This window comes from Bradyrhizobium sp. USDA3010, assembly GCF_056429065.1.
In genome coordinates this window covers 19,204-38,842 of sequence record NZ_JBWJZD010000006.1, presented here as the reverse complement: position 1 = coordinate 38,842, position 19,639 = coordinate 19,204, and the positions used below count along the sequence as shown (strand labels likewise).

At 65.4% G+C, this 19,639-nt stretch carries 20 protein-coding genes; 9 read left to right on the top strand and 11 right to left on the bottom strand.

All coding sequences use genetic code 11. The features are described from left to right. Positions 1 to 29 precede the first annotated feature (29 nt). The 5 genes from AC066Y_RS11840 to cobS all read right to left on the bottom strand — a co-directional run bounded on the left by AC066Y_RS11840 (position 30) and on the right by cobS (position 5,795). Positions 30 to 1,142, bottom strand: coding sequence for an NADH:flavin oxidoreductase/NADH oxidase (locus tag AC066Y_RS11840; RefSeq protein WP_478274022.1), 1,113 nt, complete (start codon positions 1,140 to 1,142; stop codon positions 30 to 32). 133 nt (positions 1,143 to 1,275) lie between these two features. Further along, positions 1,276 to 2,343: an esterase-like activity of phytase family protein gene (locus AC066Y_RS11835; protein WP_478274021.1), complete on the bottom strand. Its 1,068-nt coding sequence runs from the start codon at positions 2,341 to 2,343 to the stop codon at positions 1,276 to 1,278. 144 nt (positions 2,344 to 2,487) lie between these two features. Further along, complete coding sequence (gene cobT, locus AC066Y_RS11830) at positions 2,488 to 4,386, bottom strand: cobaltochelatase subunit CobT (RefSeq protein ID WP_478274020.1); 1,899 nt, start codon at positions 4,384 to 4,386, stop codon at positions 2,488 to 2,490. Continuing rightward, a complete protein-coding gene (locus AC066Y_RS11825; RefSeq protein WP_461350790.1) occupies positions 4,383 to 4,793 on the bottom strand; it encodes a GNAT family N-acetyltransferase in 411 nt (136 codons plus the stop codon). Before AC066Y_RS11825 ends, cobT begins: the two co-directional genes overlap by 4 nt. Positions 4,794 to 4,796: 3 nt before the next feature. Beyond that, the gene (cobS, locus tag AC066Y_RS11820; RefSeq protein WP_050405952.1) at positions 4,797 to 5,795 is read right to left on the bottom strand and encodes a cobaltochelatase subunit CobS; all 999 of its coding nucleotides are present in this window, start codon (positions 5,793 to 5,795) and stop codon (positions 4,797 to 4,799) included. Positions 5,796 to 6,087: 292 nt separating this feature from the next. Between cobS and AC066Y_RS11815 the strand changes: the two genes are divergently transcribed. Beyond that, positions 6,088 to 6,750, top strand: coding sequence for a DedA family protein (locus AC066Y_RS11815; RefSeq protein WP_456759514.1), 663 nt, complete (start codon positions 6,088 to 6,090; stop codon positions 6,748 to 6,750). 60 nt (positions 6,751 to 6,810) lie between these two features. On the opposite strand, the gene AC066Y_RS11810 is transcribed toward AC066Y_RS11815, so the two are convergent. Beyond that, positions 6,811 to 8,034 carry a citrate synthase gene (locus AC066Y_RS11810; protein ID WP_478274019.1) on the bottom strand — a complete coding sequence of 408 codons (1,224 nt, stop codon included), beginning with the start codon at positions 8,032 to 8,034 and terminating at the stop codon, positions 6,811 to 6,813. Positions 8,035 to 8,110: 76 nt separating this feature from the next. Between AC066Y_RS11810 and AC066Y_RS11805 the strand changes: the two genes are divergently transcribed. Then, entirely contained in the window at positions 8,111 to 9,205 is a 1,095-nt protein-coding gene (locus AC066Y_RS11805) for a citrate synthase/methylcitrate synthase (protein WP_478274018.1), read from the top strand. 205 nt (positions 9,206 to 9,410) lie between these two features. On the opposite strand, the gene AC066Y_RS11800 is transcribed toward AC066Y_RS11805, so the two are convergent. Then, the gene (locus AC066Y_RS11800) at positions 9,411 to 10,046 is read right to left on the bottom strand and encodes a J domain-containing protein (protein WP_478274017.1); all 636 of its coding nucleotides are present in this window, start codon (positions 10,044 to 10,046) and stop codon (positions 9,411 to 9,413) included. Between the two features lie 109 nt (positions 10,047 to 10,155). On the opposite strand from AC066Y_RS11800, the gene AC066Y_RS11795 reads away from it, so the two are divergent. Both AC066Y_RS11795 and AC066Y_RS11790 read left to right on the top strand, forming a co-directional pair. Next, a complete protein-coding gene (locus tag AC066Y_RS11795; protein WP_028338206.1) occupies positions 10,156 to 10,431 on the top strand; it encodes a BolA family protein in 276 nt (91 codons plus the stop codon). An 89-nt stretch (positions 10,432 to 10,520) separates the two neighbouring features. Beyond that, on the top strand, positions 10,521 to 11,009 hold the full coding sequence (locus AC066Y_RS11790; protein WP_478274016.1) for a hypothetical protein: 489 nt from the start codon (positions 10,521 to 10,523) through the stop codon (positions 11,007 to 11,009). Positions 11,010 to 11,188: 179 nt separating this feature from the next. Here the strand turns inward: AC066Y_RS11790 and AC066Y_RS11785 are convergent, their stop codons facing one another. The 3 genes from AC066Y_RS11785 to AC066Y_RS11775 form a co-directional block, all read right to left on the bottom strand. After that, positions 11,189 to 12,499 (bottom strand): HlyC/CorC family transporter, encoded by a 1,311-nt coding sequence (locus AC066Y_RS11785; protein ID WP_478274015.1) that lies wholly within the window; start codon positions 12,497 to 12,499, stop codon positions 11,189 to 11,191. Between the two features lie 117 nt (positions 12,500 to 12,616). After that, positions 12,617 to 13,759, bottom strand: a complete 1,143-nt coding sequence (aroB, locus tag AC066Y_RS11780) for a 3-dehydroquinate synthase (protein WP_478274014.1) — start codon at positions 13,757 to 13,759, stop codon at positions 12,617 to 12,619. Continuing rightward, a complete protein-coding gene (locus tag AC066Y_RS11775) occupies positions 13,756 to 14,388 on the bottom strand; it encodes a shikimate kinase (RefSeq protein ID WP_478274013.1) in 633 nt (210 codons plus the stop codon). Before AC066Y_RS11775 ends, aroB begins: the two co-directional genes overlap by 4 nt. Positions 14,389 to 14,533: 145 nt before the next feature. On the opposite strand from AC066Y_RS11775, the gene AC066Y_RS11770 reads away from it, so the two are divergent. From AC066Y_RS11770 to AC066Y_RS11750, 5 genes are all read left to right on the top strand, one after another. Continuing rightward, positions 14,534 to 14,680, top strand: coding sequence for a histidine kinase (locus tag AC066Y_RS11770; RefSeq protein WP_478274012.1), 147 nt, complete (start codon positions 14,534 to 14,536; stop codon positions 14,678 to 14,680). A gap of 16 nt (positions 14,681 to 14,696) precedes the next feature. Continuing rightward, positions 14,697 to 15,713, top strand: a complete 1,017-nt coding sequence (xerD, locus tag AC066Y_RS11765; RefSeq protein ID WP_478274011.1) for a site-specific tyrosine recombinase XerD — start codon at positions 14,697 to 14,699, stop codon at positions 15,711 to 15,713. 202 nt (positions 15,714 to 15,915) lie between these two features. Continuing rightward, positions 15,916 to 16,878: an acetyl-CoA carboxylase carboxyltransferase subunit alpha gene (locus AC066Y_RS11760; protein ID WP_212311932.1), complete on the top strand. Its 963-nt coding sequence runs from the start codon at positions 15,916 to 15,918 to the stop codon at positions 16,876 to 16,878. 229 nt (positions 16,879 to 17,107) lie between these two features. Further along, positions 17,108 to 18,565: a L,D-transpeptidase family protein gene (locus AC066Y_RS11755; protein WP_478274010.1), complete on the top strand. Its 1,458-nt coding sequence runs from the start codon at positions 17,108 to 17,110 to the stop codon at positions 18,563 to 18,565. A gap of 334 nt (positions 18,566 to 18,899) precedes the next feature. After that, positions 18,900 to 19,295, top strand: coding sequence for a nuclear transport factor 2 family protein (locus AC066Y_RS11750; protein ID WP_478274009.1), 396 nt, complete (start codon positions 18,900 to 18,902; stop codon positions 19,293 to 19,295). A gap of 32 nt (positions 19,296 to 19,327) precedes the next feature. On the opposite strand, the gene AC066Y_RS11745 is transcribed toward AC066Y_RS11750, so the two are convergent. After that, positions 19,328 to 19,558, bottom strand: a complete 231-nt coding sequence (locus AC066Y_RS11745) for a hypothetical protein (protein WP_176528529.1) — start codon at positions 19,556 to 19,558, stop codon at positions 19,328 to 19,330. Between the last annotated feature and the right edge of the window lie 81 nt (positions 19,559 to 19,639).

The window sequence follows — 19,639 nt, the reverse complement described above, 5'->3', positions numbered from 1 at the left end:
TCCGGGGTCGGTCCTGACGGTGGGTGAACTTAGCGCGTCCCGAACGTGGTCTTGCCGAACAGCGCCTTTTGCGTCGAGGGTTGCGAGCGCCAGTATTGCGGCGGCGCGCTCACCTCGCCGCCGAGCTCGGCGGCAGCGTGCCAACCCCAGCGTGGGTCGTAGAGCATGCCGCGGGCGAGCGCGACCATGTCGGCCTTGCCTGAGGTAACGATCTCCTCCGCCTGCTTCGCTTCGGTGATCAGGCCGACCGCCATCGTGGTGACGCCGGTCGCCTCCTTCACCGCCTGCGCCGCCGGCACCTGGTAGCCCGGACCGAGCGGAATCTTCTGCAGCGGCGACACGCCGCCGGAGGAGACGTCCATCCAGTCGACGCCACGCTTCTTCAGCTCCTTGGCAAATTCGATGGTCTGCGCGAGATCCCAGGCTCCCTCGACCCAGTCGGTCGCCGACACCCGCATGCCGATCGGCTTGTGATCCGGGAATACGGCGCGCACCGCATCGAACACTTCCAGCGGGAAGCGCATGCGGTTTTCGAGCGAGCCGCCATAGCGGTCGGTCCGCTTGTTGGCGATCGGCGACAGGAACTGGTGCAGCAGATAGCCGTGCGCGCCGTGCAGCTCGAGCGCATCGATGCCGAGCCGGTCGGCCCGCCGGGCGGCCGCGACAAAGGCCTCGCGAATGCGCTTCAGGCCGGCGTCATCGAGCGCCAGCGGCGGCGCCTCGCTTTCCTTATGCGGGACAGCCGACGGCCCAACCGTCTGCCAGCCGCCTTCGGCAATCGGGATCAATTGCCCGCCCTCCCAGGGACGCTGGCTCGAAGCCTTGCGGCCGGCATGGGCGAGCTGCATCGCGACCGCCGCCTTCGAATGCTTGCGCACCGAGGCCAGGATCGGCTTCAGCGCCGCCTCGTTGGCATCGCTGTAGAGGCCGAGGCAGCCCGGCGTGATCCGCCCGATATCCTCGACATGGGTGGCCTCGATGCAGAACATCGCGGCGCCCGACAGCGCCAGCATGTTGATGTGGGTGAAGTGCCAGTCATTGGCGGAGCCGTCGATGGCCGAATACTGGCACATCGGCGAGACCATGATCCGGTTGGAGAGCTTGAGGCTGCGCAGTTCGATCGGGGAAAACAGGGTGCTCATGCGAGGGGTATCCGGGATCGGGGAAACGGCCACGATAAGATAGAGGCGGCCGCCGCGATCACCAACTGCCGCGGTCGCCGAACGGGCCGGGGCAGATCAGCAATGCGATAACAGTGACCCGCAGGCCGGCGCCTCAGTCCACCAGCGTGAATTGCAGCAGCAAATTGCGCTGGATCAGGGAGAAATTGTCGTCGGAGATCATGGTCAGCACGGTCTCGCCCTCCGCCGTGACATGGGCGTCGATGCCTTCCATGTTGTCGATCTCGTTGCCGAGATCGGCATTGAAGATCGCCGGACCATCGACGACGGCGCCGGGCGCGATGTCCGACAAAGCGAGGCGGCGGATGCGAATGCCGGCGCCGCCGAGCCAGGAGAATTTCCGCTCCAGGATCAGCAGATCGCCCGACGGCAGCAGGACCGCGTCGCTGATGTCGAAGTTCTCGGTGCGGCGGACGCTGAACTGGCCCGGCGTCTTGCCGCCGACCAGGAAGGCGATCAGGTTGCCGCCGGCATCGAGCCCGCGTTCGGAAAGCGCGATCAGCGTACCGGCCAGCGGCTGGCTCGCCGGTGTGGCTTTGGGCATGACCTTGGGCACGAAGACGAGCGCCTCGAGCCCCTTGTTGATGGGCAGCTTGCGCGCCGCCGTGGGCAGCGGCACCACCTCGCCGCGCGCGCGGGTGAAGCCCTTGGCGAAATCGTAGCGCAGCACCTGGTTGACCCGCTCGAGCCCGACATAGGCAATGGAGCCGTCGAGCGCGAGCGATTCCGAATCATACCAGCCGCGGGTCGCGGTGATCGGTTTGCCGTGGGCGTCGAGCAGCGGCGCCGCCTCGACATCGTCGAGCCCGGCCATCTCCCGGCCGCGATAGACGATGCGGCCGGTGAACCAGGTGCCCTGGTCGCTGACCGCGATGAAGCGCTCGCCTTTGGCATCGAGCCGCAGCGCGGACAGGCCGCCGAAGCCGGTGAACGACGAGGTCAGGATCAGGCCGCTGCGATATTCCAGCGCGCCGAACCGCACCCGCGCACGATCGCGGATATCGAACGACGGCAGCGGCCGCGCGTTGACCTCGACAGCTGCGGGTTCGTCGACGCGGTGACGGCCCGGCCTGCCGGGCGGTCCCGGCGTCAGCGCCGGCTGGCTCGCGCCCTGCGCCTGTGCGAGACGCGGCAATGCTGCGGCCGACAGTCCCGCCGCCATCCCTTGCAGGACGTGGCGGCGGCTAGAGCCTTTTCCGTTCCGATTGAATCGGAACGGGGCTCTAGGTTCTTGTTTTGACGCGTTTTCTTTACGCGAACCGGTATCTACTTCGCTCGAAAACGCTCCAGGCGGTGGGAGCATGTCTCACGAGTGGAGGCGGCGCCGCGTGCCCGGTGCGGGTGCCGAGCCGTGGGTCTCGCTGAACAGCTCGGCGAGCTTTTCGGTGATGGCGCCGCCAAGCTCTTCGGCGTCCACGATGGTGACGGCGCGGCGATAATAGCGCGTCACGTCATGACCGATGCCGATCGCGATCAGCTCGACCGGCGAGCGGGTCTCGATCTCCTCGATGATGTGACGCAGGTGCCGCTCGAGATAGTTGCCGGGATTGACCGACAGCGTGGAATCGTCGACCGGCGCGCCGTCGGAGATCATCATCAGGATGCGGCGCTGCTCGGGACGCGCGAGCAGACGCTTGTGCGCCCAGTCGAGCGCCTCGCCATCGATGTTCTCCTTGAGCAGGCCCTCGCGCATCATCAGGCCGAGATTCTTGCGCGCACGACGCCACGGTGCGTCGGCCGACTTGTAGATGATGTGGCGCAGATCGTTGAGGCGGCCGGGATTGGCCGGCTTGCCGGCCGCAAGCCACGCCTCGCGCGACTGCCCGCCCTTCCAGGCGCGGGTGGTGAAGCCCAGGATCTCGACCTTGACGCCGCAACGCTCCAGCGTGCGCGCCAGGATGTCGGCGCAGGTGGCGGCAACCGTGATCGGACGACCGCGCATCGAACCTGAATTGTCGAGCAGCAGCGTCACCACGGTGTCGCGGAAGGTCGCCTCCTTCTCATGCATGAAGGACAGCGGATGATAGGGATCGGTGACGACGCGCGACAGCCGCGCCGGATCGAGGATGCCTTCCTCGAGATCGAAGTCCCAGGCGCGGTTCTGCTGCGCCATCAGGCGGCGCTGCAGGCGGTTGGCGAGCCGCGCCACGATGCCCTGCAGATGCGCGAGCTGCTTGTCGAGATAGGAGCGCAGCCGTTCGAGCTCGTCGTGATCGCAGAGATCTTCCGCGGCGATCACCTCGTCGAACTTCGGCGCAAACGCGTGATATTCCGGACCACGCGGCTCGTTCTGGCCGCGCGAATTCGGCCGTGTCGCCTCGCCCGGCGTCTCGTCGTCGCCCAGTTCGCCGTCGTCGAACGTGTCTGACGTGGAGGCCTGCGCGCTCTCCATCGCGCTTTCGCTCATCTCTTCCGCGCTCGTCTGGGCCTGGTCGGCGCTCATCTCCTGCGCGGCGTCGGAATCGGGCGAACCCTCGGCACCGGACTGATCGTTCTCGCCGTCCTGGTTCTCGTCCTGATCCTCGTCGTCGTCGGAATCCATGTTGCGGTCGTCGCCGAGATCGAGCGCCGACAGCAGATCGTGGACCATGTCACCGAACCTCGCCTGGTCCTCGGTGAAACGGCTGAGCTGGTCGAGCCGCGAGCCGATCTTGTCCTCCAGCGTCGGACGCCAGAGATCGACCATCTTCTTGGCGGCCGCCGGCGGCGCCATGCCGGTCAGGCGTTCGCGCACCAGCATCGCCAGCGCATCCGACAACGGAGCATCGGCGCGGTCGGTGATCTCGTCATACTTGCCGCGGTGGAAATGATCGTCGAGCATCGCGGTGAGGTTCTTCGCAACGCCGGCCATCCGCCGCGAGCCGATCGCCTCGACGCGCGCCTGCTCGACCGCCTCGAACACGCCGCGCGCCTGCGGATTGCCCGGCATCAGCTTGCGATGCACCTTGGGATCGTGACAGGCGATCTTGAGCGCGATCGAGTCGGCGTGGCCGCGCACGATCGCCGCATCGCGCTTGGTCATCTTGCGCGCCGGCTCCGGCAACCGCGCCTTGCCGGGCGCAAGCCCCGGCCGCTCGGCGGCGAAAGAGACCTCGAGCTCCGGCTTCCTGGCGATCGCCTTCAGACAGGCCGACACCGAGCGCTTGAACGGCTCGGTCGGCGCTTCCTTCGATCCGGGACGGAATTTGATATTGGAGGTTGTCATAGCGATTTCGTAAACCAGTGGCGTGTGACGCCGCCGGGATACCCCTCAATCGAACCGAACTCTTTATATCCATTGGCGCGGTAGAAGCCCGGCGCCTGGAAGCTCATCGTATCCAGATAGGATCGCGTCGCTCCGAAGCGCCGCGCCTCGTCTTCGATCGCCTTGATCAGCTTCGCGCCAAAACCCTTGTTGCGAAACTTCTGCTCCATCCAGAACAGCTGGATGAACAACACCGCGGTCCAGACCTCGCCGACGATGCCGCCGACGATCTCGTCGCCTTGCCGCAGCGAGATGGCGAAGCGCTTGTATTTCTGCTTCCCCATCTTCTCGCTGTTGTAGCGGAGCAATCCGCCGAGCACCGCTTTCTTCGTCTGTGTGACTGTGCGCTCGACGGAGATTTTCGGCATGGACTAGCTGAGCGCCACGTTGACCGAGGATTCCGGCAACTCGACGTTGAAGCAGCGCTGGTAGAACTCGGCGACCAGCGGCCGCTCCAGCTCGTCACACTTGTTGAGGAAGGTGACGCGGAACGCGAAGCCGATGTCGTTGAAGATGTCGGCGTTCTCGGCCCAGGTGATCACCGTGCGCGGGCTCATCACCGTCGACAGGTCGCCGTTGGCGAACGCGTTGCGGGTGAGATCCGCCAGCCGCACCATCTTGTTGACGATGTCGCGGCCTTCCTGCGTGCGATAGTGCTTCGCCTTCGCCAGCACGATCTCAACTTCCTCGTCATGGGCGAGGTAGTTCAGCGTGGTGACGATCGACCAGCGGTCCATCTGGCCCTGGTTGATCTGCTGGGTGCCGTGATAGAGGCCCGAGGTGTCGCCGAGGCCGACCGTGTTGGCGGTCGAGAACAGGCGGAACGCCGGGTGCGGCTTGATCACCTTGTTCTGGTCGAGCAGCGTCAGGCGGCCGGACACCTCCAGCACGCGCTGGATCACGAACATCACGTCCGGACGGCCGGCGTCGTACTCGTCGAACACCAGCGCGATGTTGTGCTGCAGCGCCCAGGGCAGGATGCCGTCGCGGAATTCCGTGACCTGCTTGCCCTCCTTGACCACGATGGCATCCTTGCCAACGAGATCGATACGGCTGATGTGGCTGTCGAGGTTGACGCGCACGCAGGGCCAGTTGAGGCGGGCGGCAACCTGCTCGATGTGAGTCGATTTGCCGGTGCCGTGATAGCCGGTGACCATCACGCGGCGGTTCTTGGCAAAGCCGGCGAGGATCGCGAGCGTGGTGGCGCGGTCGAAGCGATAGTCGCTGTCGACTTCCGGCACATGCGGATCGACTTCGGAATAGGCCGGAACTTCCAGATCGCTATCGATCCCGAAGACCTGCCGAACCGACACCTTCATGTCGGGCAACCCGACGGGTTCTTGCGCTTTGGTCTGGACGGCCGTCGTCATTCATCCTCCGAGGTCCCGGGCATTCCCGAAACCAGATTTAGGTCATTTGGCTGCGGATGGGGTGCTACGCACAAGCCTAGCAGAGAGCATCGGCCGGCAGAAGCCCACGGGCAAATCAAAGTTCCGTTGTTGTATCATAAAGATAGGCGCGAAACTCGGTTTTTGGAAGGCTGCTCTGCAAATCCCGCCGTACTTTCGCCGCAGCGCCACGGCGGCCTGCCCGGCGAGGCACTTTTCAGCCCGGTGGGGAGTTGTTAGCTCTCGGACCTGTTTCACCGCACCCAGGGATTCTGTGACCTCATTCCTTGACCCATTGATCGCGTTCGTTTCGGCCCATGCCTGGCTCGCCTATCTGACGCTGTTTCTGGCCGCCCTGCTGGAAGCAGTCCCGGTGGTTGGCTCGCTGGTGCCGGGGTCGACCATCATCCTGGCGCTGAGCGCGCTGGTCCCGGGCGGCGAATTGAAGCTCGTGCCGGTGCTGGCCGCCGCGGCCGCCGGCGCGATGCTCGGCGACGGCACCGCCTACCTGATCGGCTACCGCAGCCAGCGCGAGATCCTGTCGGCCTGGCCGCTTTCCAACTACCCGCGCGTGGTCGCGCAGAGCGAGGCCTTCTTCAACCGCTGGGGCGTGCTCGCGGTGTTCTTCGCCCGCTTCGTGCCGCCGATTCGCGCCTTTGTGCCGATCACCGCCGGCGCGCTCGACATGCCGCCGGCGCGCTTCTACGCGATCAACATCCCAGCGATCCTGCTCTGGGCACCGGCGCATGTGTTGCCCGGCGTGCTCGCCGTCACCGCGCTGCACGACTATGCCGGCCTGCCGCATCATCAACATGTCGGCAAGCACCTGTGGATGTTCGCGGTCGCGGGTTGCGCCGTCATCCTGTCGCTGGCGATCTGGACCATCCGCCGCCGGCATGGCGGCGGCCTGATCGAACCGGCCAAGCCGGCAAAATAGCCTGATCTTTTTGCGCATGATCTCTTCGGAAAACCGGTCCCCACTTTTCCGGATCATGCGCTAGATACTATTGGTCGTGCCGGCCCGCCCCGGTGCCGGGCCGACATAGCGCGCGCGGGGCCTGATCAGCTTGCCAAGCTGAAGCTGCTCGCTGGCATGCGCGATCCAGCCGACGCTGCGGGCCATCGCAAACAGCGCGAGCTCGCTCCCTGCGGGCATCCGCAGCGCATGGATCAGCACCGCCAGCGCGTAATCGATGTTGACGAACTCGCCGGTCGCTTCCGCGATCCGCTCAGGCACCTCCCTGGTGAATTTGCGCGGTGCGCCGGCCCGCGTCAGGGCCTCGAGCAGCGAGATCGCGCGCGGATCGCCCTTCTTGTAGACGCCGTGCCCGAAGCCGGCGAAGCGTTCGCCGAGCGCGACCCGCTCGCGGACCACGGGCGCAACGTCATTGTCGATCATGGTCTTGACCAGGCGCGAGGCGAGCACGCCGGCGCCGCCATGCATCGGCCCCTTCAACGCGACGAGACCCGCGATCACGGAGTCGTACAGATTGAGGCCGGTCGATGCCGCGCAGCGCGCCGTGAAGGTGGAGGCGTTCAATTCGTGATCCGCGAGCAGCACCAGCGCGCGGCGAATCAGGTCGGCCGCGTGCTTGTTGTCCGGCGTCCAGACCCGCGCCACCTGCTCATGCAGCGGCTCGGCCGATGGCACGGCGTTCAGCATGGTCGCGACCAGCAGCCGCAGGATGCGCCCGCCAACCATCGCACGGCCATCAGGCGCGCGGGTGAAGGCACCGGGATCGGCACTCGCCGCCAGCGCCAGCACCGCGACCGTCCGGTCGATCGGCTGGGCGCGCCGCGCGGCCTCGGCGATCGCGCGCATCTCATCCGAGACATGGGGGCAATTGTCCGACGCGAACGGATCGACGCCGGTGACGTCCCACAGCAGTGTCGCGGTGTGCTCCAGCGTGTCACGCTCGGCGAGATCGACGCAGTTCACGCCGCGATAGATCGGGCCCTGCTCGGTGATGGTCGCGATCGCCGAATCCATCACCGGCAGATCGGCGTCGAAATTGCGAAAGCCGCGCGGCTCCGGTGACGGCACGCGGCGCTCCTTCAACCCCCTGATGTCCTCGGCACGGTAGCGGTGGCTGCGCGAATCCGGCGACGGCTCGGAGCGGATCAGGCCGCGGCTGACATAGGCATAGAGGGTCGCCGGCGAGATCGCGAGCTCGGCGGCGGCCTCGCGGGCGGAGAGGTAAAGCTCGGCGGATTTTTTCATATTGATTTATATAATCAAGATTGATCAACTCGTCGAGAGGCCCGACCTTCAAGGTGTGAAGCAAGGAGATCGGGCCATGAACATGATTCTCACCAAGAGCCAGATCGGTCTGGAAGGCGTTCCCGCCGCCGAGACCGTGTTGAGCCATGTCGACGGCGAGCGCGGCGAGTTGATCATCGCCGGCGAGCACGTCGCCAACCTCGCGGGCAAGTCGAGCTTCGAGGGCGTCACGGCGCGGCTGTGGAACGGCGCCACCGGCAAGTCGCTGAGCGAGGCCAACGTCCGCGCCGGCCTCGGCGCCGCCCGCGAACGCGCCTTTGCGCGACTGCCGGACCTGATGCCGGCGACGCGCGGCATGTCGATCGTCGACGGCTTCCGGGCCGCGATCGCTGGCCTTCGCGGCGAGAACGGGCTGGAGCACGAGGCGACGATCGTCGGCGCCTTCCCGGTGATCGCGGGCGCCCTGGTGCAGCACGCCAAGGGACATGCCCCGATCGCGCCGGACCCGAACGCCAGCCACGCCGCCGACACGCTGCGGATGCTGCGGGGGCGCAAGGCCGAGCCGCGCGAGGTAGCGGCGCTCGACGCCTATTTCGTCACCGTCTGCGACCACGGCATGAATGCATCGACCTTCACCACGCGGGTGATCGCCTCGACCCAGGCCGATCTGTTCGCGGCCATCACCGGCGGCTATTGCGCGCTGACCGGCCCGCTGCATGGCGGCGCGCCGGAGCCGGTGCTGGAGATGTTGGACGCAATCGGCACCCGTGAGCGCATCAAGCCCTGGGTCGACGGCGCGCTGGCGCATGGCGAACGGCTGATGGGCTTTGGACATCGGGTCTATCGCGTGCGTGACCCGCGCGCCGATGTGCTGAAGGTCGCGATCGAGCGCCTGGAGGCCAGCGGCGCCGACCTGCCGTTTGCCGGCGAGGTCGAGGCCTATATCCGCGCAGCGCTGCGCAAGAAGAACCCGGAGCGGCCGCTCGAGACCAATGTCGAGTTCTTCACCGCGATCCTGCTCGATGGGCTGGAGATCCCGCGCCAGGCGTTCACGCCGATCTTCGCGGTGGCCCGTGCCGCCGGCTGGACCGCGCACGCGCTGGAACAGCGGCGCACCGGCCGGCTGATCCGGCCGAGCTCTTCGTATGTCGGAGCAGTGCCGAAGGGTTAAGTGACAAGCGAACAAGCCGTAGCCCGGATGGAGCGCAGCGAAATCCGGGAACGGTGTGACCGCGGATCGATGGGTCCCGGATTGCGCTTCGCTTCATCCGGGCTACAAAACTGCATCGTCGGACGATGGGTTAGACATCTCGTAAACGCAATAACCGCCGGTGGTTATGGGCCCCTGCTTTCGCAGGGGCGACGGAGGCAACAGCTTACGCCTCGCGCACCACGGTCTTCAGATAATTGTACGCCTTGATGATCTCGATCAGGCGATCCTCGGTGGAGCGGTCGCCGCCGTTGGCGTCGGGGTGGTGCTGCTTCACCAGCGCCTTGTATTTCGACTTGACGTCTTCGAGCGTCGCGCCGGCGCCGAGCCCCATCACCAGCAGCGCCTTGCGCTCGGCGTTCATGACCTTGCGGGTCTCGGGCTTGGGCTCCGCGCCACCCGGTCCGGGACGCCAGCGGCCGCGGCCGTTGAGCTCGGAGAACACGTGGAACGGATCGGAGGCGGCGTCGAGCCCGCTCTCCTTCTTGCCGTTGTTGGCGCCCATCTTCCAGGTCGGACGGTGGCCGGTCAGCGCGTCCTTCTGGTAGCGCGCGACGTCGTCAGGATTCATGCCCTGGAAGAAATTGTAGGACTGGTTGTACTCACGGACGTGTTCGAGACAGAAGTGCCAATACTCGCGCGAATTCTCGCGGCCCTTCGGGGCGCGGTGCGCGCCCTTGTTCTGGCAACCCGCCCACTCGCAGGTCACGGCCTGCTCGCCGGCCTGCGCCTGGCGCTTCGCACTCACCTTGGTCGGCTTGATGCGAATGGAGTCGAAGAATTTTGATGAATCGATCGGCATGTTCTCTTTGACTACGCAATGCACAAATCTTCAAGTCTTGACATTGCGCAGACCTCGTTTCCCGCTTGCACCATTGACGAAAAGCCGTCGCGGACCTAACTCCGCCGCCATGAGCACCAAAGACGCTATCATAAACAAGTTGCGTGAAGCTTTCTTGCCCGAAAGCCTCGACGTGGTCGATGAGTCACATCTGCATGAGGGCCACGCCGGCCACAGGCCAGGCGGCGAGACGCATTTCAGGGTATATATTGTGTCTCCGGCCTTCGAAGGGAAGAGCCGGATCGAACGCCATCGCATGATAAATGCGACGCTGGCGCAGGAACTCGCCGGCTCGGTGCATGCGCTGGCGATCCACGCCCACGGCCCCGGGGAAAAGCCGCGCTAGCTCGCGCTTGGCTCAAGACGAAGCAGTGGTTTTCCGTTATTGAGAACAAGACTCCCGGCGATGGACCCGCTCCATGTCTGAGCAGGCAAATGACGGACCGCATCGCCACGCTTGATATGGGGCCATTGATGATCCCTTGCTGGCCACGTTTCCGGTCGATTGTCGCCGCCGCCGGCCTGCTCCTGATCTGCGCGATGCGCCCGGCCTCGGCACTGGATATGCCGAGCCCGTTCGTCCAGGAGGTGCTGATCAAGAGCATCCTGGTCTCGCTCAACGACGCGGTGGCCGCGAACAATTTCACCGTGTTCCACGCCAAGATCTCAAAGCCGTTCCGCGACCAGTTTTCGCCGGACAAGCTGAAGACGATCTTCAAGGATCTGGTCGACAAGCACGCGGTGTTCGACGCCGTGGTCGCCAAGCCGATTGTGCTCGATGAGGACGCCAAGATCGACGACAAGGGCGTGTTGCGGCTCAAGGGCCATTTCGACACCACGCCCAAGCAGGTGAAGTATCAGCTCGGCTTCATCCCCTCCGACGGCGCGTGGAAGCTGTCAGGCATCACGATCGATATCGAGTAGCATTCGGAATAGTCGCCAGACCGTCATCCTGAGGCGCGAGCCCTTGCGAGCCTCGAAGGATGCGCGACCACCAGCCGGGCCGTCGACCCTTCGAGACGCCGCTTCGCGGCTCCTCCAGCGACAACGGCAAAGCCGTTGCGCGGGGGTGACGGGGATAGGCTTCGTTCGCCGGACCAGGACTAGAACGCCGTCCCCGCCCGCTTCGGCTTCTTCTCGTCGAGCTCGGCGGCCTCGCGCGGGACCGCGACGATGCGCAGCGCGGTGATGCGGTTGCGCTCGCGGCGGAGCACGCGGAAGCGGAAGCCGTGGAAGGTGAAGCTCTGGCCGCGATCGGGAATCGACCGCGCCTCGTGGATCACGAGGCCGGCAACCGTGGTCGCCTCCTCGTCCGGCAGGCGCCAGTCCATCGCGCGGTTGAGGTCGCGGATCGGCACCGAGCCGTCGACCACGACCGAGCCGTCCGGCTGGGCGCGCACGCCGGCGACCACGACGTCGTGCTCGTCGGAGATGTCGCCGACGATCTCCTCCAGGATGTCCTCCAGCGTCACCATGCCTTCGACCTCGCCATACTCGTCGACCACCAGGGCGAAGTGGGTCTTGCGGCGGCGGAACGCCTTCAGCTGTTCGGAGACCGGGCGCATCTCCGGCACGAACCAGGGCGGCAGCGCGATCGCGGAGGCATCGATCGCCGACATGTCGCCCTCATTGGCGCGCATCGCGCGCAGCAGGTCCTTGGCGTGGAGCACGCCGACGATGTTTTCCGGCTTCTCGCGCCACAGCGGGATGCGGGTGTATTCGCTCGCCAGCACCTCGCGCACCAAATCCTCGGGCGGCAGGTCGGCATTGACCATGGTCATCTCGGTGCGGTGGACCATCACGTCGGAGACCTGCAGCTCGCTGAGGTCGAGCAACCCGCCGAGCATGTCGCGGTCCTGCTTCTCGACCTTGCCCTCGTGATGCAGCAGATCGACCGCGCCGCGCAGGCGTTCGGTCGGCGACAGGATGGCCTGATGCGCGCCGATCTTGATGCCAAGCAGCCGCATCAGGGCGCGGACGATCCATTCAATGATGGTGAGAAGCGGCCCGAGCACGAGCACCGTCAGCCGCATCGGCCGGGCCACCAGCAGCGATACCCGGTCCGGCGCGTTGATGGCGACGGTCTTGGGCAGCACTTCCGCGAAGATCACCACCAGCACAGTCATCACACCGGTGGCATAAAGCACGCCGACATCGCCGAACCAGGCGGTGAAGATGCCGGTGGCGAGGGCGGAGGCGCCGATATTGGCGATATTGTTGCCGAGCAGCAGCGCGCCGATCATCCGCTCGCGCATCGCCATCAGGCTCGAGACAACCGTAGCTTCGCTGTTGCCCTGCTTCGACAGCCGCAACATGCTGGCGCGCGAGGCGCCGGTCAGCGCCGTCTCACTCGCCGAGAAGAAGGCGGAGACGAGCAGACAGAGCAGCACGATCGAGAAGGTCAACCATCCCACTGGCTTGATCCGTGGTTAGAGCATGATCCGGAAAAGTGTGTAGCGGTTTTCCGAAAAGATCATGCTCAAATCAAAGAGATAGAGCGGGATGACGATCCGAAGAAGAGTCATCGCGCTCTAAGCCTTCAGCTTGGCTTGCAGGAAGTCGCGCACCGGCTGAGGCTCGACATTGTTCGCAATCACGGCGCGGCCGACCGCCTCCAGCAGGATGAAGGTGAGCTTGCCGCGCTTGACCTTCTTGTCCTGCGCCATCAGCGCCAACAGAGCGTCGGCATCGGCAAGCCCTTCCTGCGTGAAGCCTGCGATATCCTGCAGGCGCGTCGGCAATCCTACCGAGGAAAGATGACGCGCGATGCGGGCAGCGTCGTCCGTCGAAATCATGCCGAGCTGCGCGGAGAATTCCGCCGCGAGCACCATGCCGACCGAGACGCCCTCGCCATGGAACAGGCGGTCGGAGAAGCCGGTCGCGGCTTCCAGCGCATGCCCGAAAGTGTGGCCGAGATTGAGCAGCGCACGCTCGCCGGTCTCTCGCTCGTCACGGGAGACGATGGCGGCCTTGGCGCGGCAGGAGGTCGCGATCGCGTGCTCGCGCCCGGCGCCGCCCGAGAAAATGTCGGCGTGGTTCTTTTCGAGCCAGGCGAAGAAGGCCTCGTCACCGAGGATACCGTATTTCGCGACCTCGGAGTAGCCGGCGCGGAACTGGCGCGGCGACAGCGTGTCGAGCACCGAGGTGTCGGCGATCACCAGCACCGGCTGGTGGAATGCGCCGATCAGGTTCTTGCCCTGCGGCGAGTTGATGCCGGTCTTGCCGCCGACGGAGGAATCGACCTGCGCCAGCAGCGAGGTCGGCACCTGCACGAAATCGACGCCGCGGCGCAGGATCGCAGCCGCGAAGCCGGCGAGATCGCCAACCACGCCGCCGCCGAGCGCGATCACCAGATCGTTGCGCTCGATCTTTGCCGCGATCAGCGCCTCGCTGACCTGCGTCAGCGTGGCGTAGCTCTTCGAGCCCTCGCCCTCCTCGACGACGATCCGCGACGTCGGCACGCCCGCGGCCGCCAGCGACGCCTCGGCCGGCTCCAGCCAGTATTTTGCGACGGTGCGATCGGTGACAACAGCAGTCCGCGCGCCGGGCCGCAGCGCCGCGACGCGTTCGCCCAGCGAGGCCAGCACGTCGCGGCCGATGACGATGTCATAGGCGCGGTCACCGAGCGCGACGTCGACGGTAACGGAGGCGGAGTGTTTCAAGGGCGCAGTCATGAGGTCGCGTTCAATCCATCAGAAGGTGGCTCGCCGGCCGGACGCACGCCGCACAGATGCGCGTGCAGGGCCTCGAGGCATTCGTCGACGATACGGTCGTGCGGCACGTCGCGTGAGGCAATCGTCAGATCGGCGTTCTGGTAGACCGGCTCGCGCTCGCTGAGCAGCCGGCTGACGGTCGCCTCGGGATCGGCGGTCTGCAACAGCGGACGATCGGCGCGGCGGCGGACCCGGCGCATGATGATATCACTGTCGGCCTTGAGCCAAATCGAGATCGCCTTGTCGCTGATCCGTTTGCGGGTTTCCTCACGCATGAAGGCGCCGCCACCGGTCGCCAGCACGATCGGGCCGCTGTCGAGGATGCGGGCGATCACCCGCGCCTCGCCGTCGCGGAAATAAGCCTCGCCATGGGTCTCGAAAATCTCCGGGATCGTCATGTCCGCCGCCGCCTCGATCTCGGTGTCCGCGTCGGTGAACGCCAGCTTGAGCCGCACCGACAATCGCCGGCCGATGGTCGACTTGCCGGCCCCCATCATGCCGACCAGCACGATCGACCGCGTCCCCAGGGCGGCCGTGATATCGGCCTCCAGGGTCGGGTGGGTGGGCGCCGGGACGGCTGCGTCGGACATCAAAAAGCTCGGATATTCGGACGATTTGTTCAGAATTCGAGCCACCTATACTACCCTCGGCGACACCGTTACCAGCGACTCTTGCAACCGCGCGGGGAACATGTTGGATGATTTCATTGGTTAATTCGCCGCCTGAGTCGCCTCCATGCCCAGCCTGTTCCGCTTCCTGACGGTCGTCGCCGTGATTTTCGGGATCGGCTACGGCATCGTCTTCGCGCTGGCCAATTTCGTACATCCGAAGCCGCGGGAAATCAGCGTGACCATCCCGCCGGATAAGTTCCTCAAGAAATAGCCGCTATGATCCTGGCATGCCCGCTGCTGCCAAAGCTCCTGTGAAGACACCCGCCAAGACCCAAGCCAGGACCCAAGCCGGGACCCCTGCCAGGTCCTCCGACGCCAGGCTGACCGCGTTGTTCCTCGACATGCTCGCCGCGGAACAGGGCGCCGGCGTCAACACGCTTGACGCCTACCGGCGCGACCTCACCGATTTCTCCGATTACCTCGCCCACGCCGGCGCCGATTTCACCAGCGCCGACACCGAGGCGCTGCGCGGCTACCTCGCCGATCTGGACACGCGCGGCTTCAAGTCGACCAGCGTGGCGCGGCGGCTGTCGGCGATGCGGCATCTCTATCGCTTCCTGCTCAACGAGCGGATCCGCGGCGACGATCCGGCCGCGATCCTGTCCGGCCCGAAGCGTGGCCGCGGCCTGCCCAAGGTGCTGTCGATTGCGGACGTCGACCGGATGCTGACCCGCGCCAAGGAGCTGACCCAGACCGACGTCTCGCCGGCACAGCGGCTGCGCGCGCTACGCCTGTATTGCCTGCTCGAGGTGCTCTACGCCACCGGGCTGCGCGTCTCCGAGCTGGTGTCGCTGCCGGTCTCGGCGGCGCGGCGCGACGCGCGGATGATCGTGGTGCGCGGCAAGGGCAACAAGGAGCGGCTGGTGCCGCTCAACGACGCCTCGCGCCAGGCGATGGCGGATTATCTCGCGGCGCTGGAGGTGATGCGGCCGAAGGCGAAGAAGGCAGCGCCATCGAAATGGCTGTTTCCCTCCTCCGGCGAGAGCGGCCACCTGACCCGGCAGCATTTCGCCCGCGACCTGAAGGAGCTCGCGGCAGCCTCCGGTCTCGCGCCACGGCTGGTCTCCCCGCACGTGCTGCGCCACGCCTTCGCCAGCCACCTGCTGCACAATGGCGCGGACCTGCGCATCGTGCAGACCCTGCTCGGCCATACCGACATCTCCACCACCCAGATCTACACCCATGTGGTCGAGGAGCGGCTGAAGAGCCTGGTCCGCGACCTGCATCCGCTGGCCGAGAAGTAAGTCCGCCGCCCGCCAGACATCGATACCTTCACCTGATCCGCCTTGACTTCCGCGTCGTCTCCGCAGAAAGAGCGTCACCTGCCTGCGATCCCGAAGCGTGCATTCCGCCCGAATGCGCGTTAACCGATTGAAGTTACAAAACTTCTCTTGCCACCGCCAAAACCGCTTCGCCCCTCGCATTGTTCCTCCCTATATTGAGTTGATGCCCGACCCGATGCGCAGCTATCTCGACTTCGAAAAACCCGTCGCCGAGCTTGAATCCAAGATCGACGAGTTGCGTGCGCTTGCCGCGAGCGGCAGCGACATCGGCGACGAGGTCGCGCGGATCGAGGACAAGGCGGCGCAGGCCCTCACCGACCTCTATGCCAATCTGACGCCGTGGCAGAAGACGCTGGTGGCGCGGCATCCGCAGCGGCCGCACTTCACCGATTTCATTGGCGGTCTGATCACCGAATTCACCCCAATGGCCGGCGACCGCAAATTCGCCGACGACGAGGCCCTGATCGGCGGCTTCGGCCGCTTCCGCGGCGAGAGCATCTGCGTGGTCGGCCAGGAGAAGGGCGCCACCACCGATACCCGCATCAAGCACAATTTCGGCATGGCGCGTCCCGAAGGCTACCGCAAGGCGGTACGCCTGATGGAGATGGCCGACCGCTTCGGCGTCCCGGTGCTGTCGATCGTCGATTCCGCCGGCGCCTATCCCGGCATCGGCGCCGAGGAGCGCGGCCAGGCCGAGGCGATCGCGCGCTCGATCGACGCCTGCTTGTCGCTCGGCGTGCCCAATGTCGCGATCGTCACCGGCGAAGGCATGTCGGGCGGCGCCATCGCCATCACCACCGCCAACCGCGTGCTGATGATGGAGCACGCGATCTACAGCGTGATCTCGCCGGAGGCGGCGTCCTCGATCCTGTGGCGCGACGGCACCAAGGCGCAGGAAGCCGCCAACAGCATGAAGATCACCGCCCAGGATATGCTGCGCTTCGGCGTGATCGACCAGATCCTGAAAGAACCCTCCGGCGGCGCTCATCGCGACCCCGCCGCGATGATCACGACCACGGGCGATGCCATCGCCCAGGCGTTCAACGACCTACGAAATCTTGATCCGGACGCGATTCGCAAACAGCGGCGCCAGAAGTTCCTGGATATCGGCCGCAAGCTGGGTTGAGCCGCCCAAACGGGCGGATTTTTCGACCAAATCGGCCGATTTTGCCGTAATTGGGCCCCGAGCCGGGTCTTTAACGTTCCTTGAACCATGCCTGCTACCGTGAGCGGTGTCAGCCTCCGTTCAGGTTGCGAGCAGGGGGCGTCGAAGGCTAATATTTTACACAATGGCTTCAGGGCATATTCGCCGTGTTGGGGTCGCGAAAATCGCCCGGTGGGTGTGGAGCTCGGACTTGACTCATCGCACGCTCGTACGCGCGCTTCTGACTTCGGCGGTCCTCGCCGCGGGTATCATGCTCGCCGGCTGTGACAGCGACCAGATCTCGCTCGCCCAGAACGCCAAGGCCAACCAGCCGGTCCCGCCAAAGCTCGTCGCTGCCATGACCGAGAAGGACATGGACATGCAGTCGCCGATCCTGGTGCGGCTGTTCAAGCAGGAGGCCGAGCTCGAGGTCTGGAAGCAGACCCGCTCCGGCCAGTTCGCGCTGCTCAAGACCTATCCGATCTGCCGCTGGTCGGGCGATCTCGGCCCGAAGGTCCGTGAGGGCGACCGCCAGGCGCCCGAAGGGTTCTACTCGATCAATCCGAGCCAGATGAACCCGCAGTCGGCCTATTATCTGTCGTTCAACACCGGCTATCCCAACGCGTTCGACAAGGCGCTCGGCCGCACCGGCTCGCAGCTGATGGTGCATGGCGACTGTTCCTCGCGCGGCTGCTACGCAATGACCGACGAGCAGATCGCGGAAATCTATTCGCTCGGCCGCGAATCGTTCTTCGGCGGCCAGAAGGCGTTCCAGCTGCAGGCCTATCCGTTCCGGATGACGCCGGTCAACATGGCCAAGCACCGCAACAATCCGAACATGCCTTTCTGGAAGATGATCAAGGAAGGCTACGATCATTTCGAGGTGACGAAGCAGGAGCCGAAGGTCGACTTCTGCGAGAAGAAGTACGTGTTCGACGCCGTCAAGGCCCCGAACGCAACGCGCGATCCGGTGTTCGACGCCTCCGCGAAGTGCCCAGCCTATGTGGTCCCCGAGGAGATCGCGAGCGCGGTGCGCGAGAAGGAGCAGCGGGACGCCGCCGAGACCGCCAAGCTGGTGTCCAAGGGTACGCCCGTGGCGCGCCTCAACACCGGCATCGACGGCGGCATGAACGCGATCTTCGCCTCGAAGATTCCCGAAGGAAATACCGGTCTGTCCGAAGGCGGCGACAGCCAGTCGCTGCAATCGATGGCGCTGGCGCGCGCACCCGGCACGATCCCCGGCACGGTCAATCCGCCCAAACCCAATCTCGCGGTCCAGCAGGAAGAGCCTGTGGTGGCGACCACGTCGTCGACTGCCCGCGTTGCCTCGGCCAACACGTCCGACAAGTCCGAAGGTTTCTTCTCGAGCTTTGCCCAGAAGGTCGGCATCGGCGGCACCGCCGACGCCAGCAAGACGACCGCACCGCCGCCGGCTCCGGTCGCTGCCGCACCGGCCAAGCCGAAGGTCGCCGAGGCCAAGCCGCAATCGGTGGTTCGCGTCGCCCCGAAGGCCGAGCCGAAGCAGGCCGCCAAGCCGGCGCCGAAGCCGCAGACAACCAGCACCGCCGCAGCCGCGCTGGCCCCCGCGGCATCGTCGACCCAACTCGCCGGCTCCGCGCCTGTCGTGCAGACCAACTCGTTCGACACCCGCTTCTCCGCGGTGAAGTAAGCGCGGCCGGCTTGCGCCGCGGCGCTCGTCGTCTCCAATCAACACTTCGAACAGCACAAGGTGCGTCCCTGCGAAAGCAAGGGACCCATAACCACGGGGCCGTGTTGTCGAAGCGCGCTGTGGCCACAGCTTTTCAAGACGGTTCGCATTCGTGGTTATGGTCCGGCTCAAGGCCGGGACGACATCGAATTTGTTGCTCGGCCAGTGGGACGCAGTTCCGCATTCTCGCGACATGCCCCTCTCAATCATAGCCGCCCTTCGCCACCACATTCCTCTTGCTAACCACGCGTAGATGATCGCCAGATCATGCACGGGGCACAGCCGGGAGATTGCGATGGATGATCGGGCCATACGCACGGCGCTGGAGCGCCATTGGGAGGCGTCGGACGCGAGCGATTTCGAGCGCGAGCACGAGATCTACCGCGAGGATGCAGTGCTCGACTATCCGCAATCGGGCGAGCGGATCCGCGGCCGGCGCAACATTCAGCAGAGCCGGACGGTGCAGCCGAACAAGAAGCGCTTCACGATCCGGCGCATGATCGGCAGCGGCGATCTGTGGATCACCGAGTACATCCTCACCTATGACGACAAACCGTCTTACGTAGTGAGCATCATGGAGTTCCGCGACGGTCTGGTCGCCCACGAAACGCAGTACTTCGCTGACAGGTTTGAGCCGTCACCCTCGCGCGCGCACCTTATCGAACACGTCGGCGGACCGTCGTCGCGTTGATCAACAAGAAGATCTGCGTCGGCGGGTAGCGGTTACATGCCGTGACTTTCGAAAACCTTCTTGCAGCTTGAACTCAAGCTGGCTCGCTTCATCTGAAGGCAGTTCTGCACGGCGCCGTCATTGCCGAGATCCTTGCGGCAGAAACGCTGTGCGTCGCGCGAGCATGCGGATTGTTCGGACTTGGTGCCGGCATGCTGCGCCAGCGCGGTACCGCCGCTCATCACGGCAGCGGCACAAAGGGCTATGATCGAAAGATAACGCATCGGTGAATTCCTCCCGCTGCCCAACGGCAGCCGGGGCTCTTCGTTCCCTGGGGAACGAGGATCGAACTGCAGTTGGCTCCT

Excerpts from the sequence above, each read along its gene's own strand:
- AC066Y_RS11790 (WP_478274016.1), top strand. The coding sequence starts at position 10,521 with ATGACGGACCGCATCGCCACGCTTGATATGGGGCCATTGATGATCCCT.
- xerD (WP_478274011.1), top strand. The coding sequence starts at position 14,697 with ATGCCCGCTGCTGCCAAAGCTCCTGTGAAGACACCCGCCAAGACCCAA.
- AC066Y_RS11760 (WP_212311932.1), top strand. The coding sequence starts at position 15,916 with ATGCCCGACCCGATGCGCAGCTATCTCGACTTCGAAAAACCCGTCGCC.
- AC066Y_RS11745 (WP_176528529.1), bottom strand. The coding sequence starts at position 19,558 with ATGCGTTATCTTTCGATCATAGCCCTTTGTGCCGCTGCCGTGATGAGC.
- AC066Y_RS11795 (WP_028338206.1), top strand. The coding sequence starts at position 10,156 with ATGAGCACCAAAGACGCTATCATAAACAAGTTGCGTGAAGCTTTCTTG.
- AC066Y_RS11750 (WP_478274009.1), top strand. The coding sequence starts at position 18,900 with ATGGATGATCGGGCCATACGCACGGCGCTGGAGCGCCATTGGGAGGCG.
- AC066Y_RS11810 (WP_478274019.1), bottom strand. The coding sequence starts at position 8,034 with ATGAAAAAATCCGCCGAGCTTTACCTCTCCGCCCGCGAGGCCGCCGCC.
- AC066Y_RS11840 (WP_478274022.1), bottom strand. The coding sequence starts at position 1,142 with ATGAGCACCCTGTTTTCCCCGATCGAACTGCGCAGCCTCAAGCTCTCC.
- AC066Y_RS11770 (WP_478274012.1), top strand. The coding sequence starts at position 14,534 with ATGCCCAGCCTGTTCCGCTTCCTGACGGTCGTCGCCGTGATTTTCGGG.
- AC066Y_RS11775 (WP_478274013.1), bottom strand. The coding sequence starts at position 14,388 with ATGTCCGACGCAGCCGTCCCGGCGCCCACCCACCCGACCCTGGAGGCC.
- AC066Y_RS11825 (WP_461350790.1), bottom strand. The coding sequence starts at position 4,793 with ATGCCGAAAATCTCCGTCGAGCGCACAGTCACACAGACGAAGAAAGCG.
- AC066Y_RS11800 (WP_478274017.1), bottom strand. The coding sequence starts at position 10,046 with ATGCCGATCGATTCATCAAAATTCTTCGACTCCATTCGCATCAAGCCG.
- AC066Y_RS11805 (WP_478274018.1), top strand. The coding sequence starts at position 8,111 with ATGAACATGATTCTCACCAAGAGCCAGATCGGTCTGGAAGGCGTTCCC.
- cobS (WP_050405952.1), bottom strand. The coding sequence starts at position 5,795 with ATGACGACGGCCGTCCAGACCAAAGCGCAAGAACCCGTCGGGTTGCCC.
- AC066Y_RS11835 (WP_478274021.1), bottom strand. The coding sequence starts at position 2,343 with ATGGCGGCGGGACTGTCGGCCGCAGCATTGCCGCGTCTCGCACAGGCG.
- cobT (WP_478274020.1), bottom strand. The coding sequence starts at position 4,386 with ATGACAACCTCCAATATCAAATTCCGTCCCGGATCGAAGGAAGCGCCG.
- aroB (WP_478274014.1), bottom strand. The coding sequence starts at position 13,759 with ATGACTGCGCCCTTGAAACACTCCGCCTCCGTTACCGTCGACGTCGCG.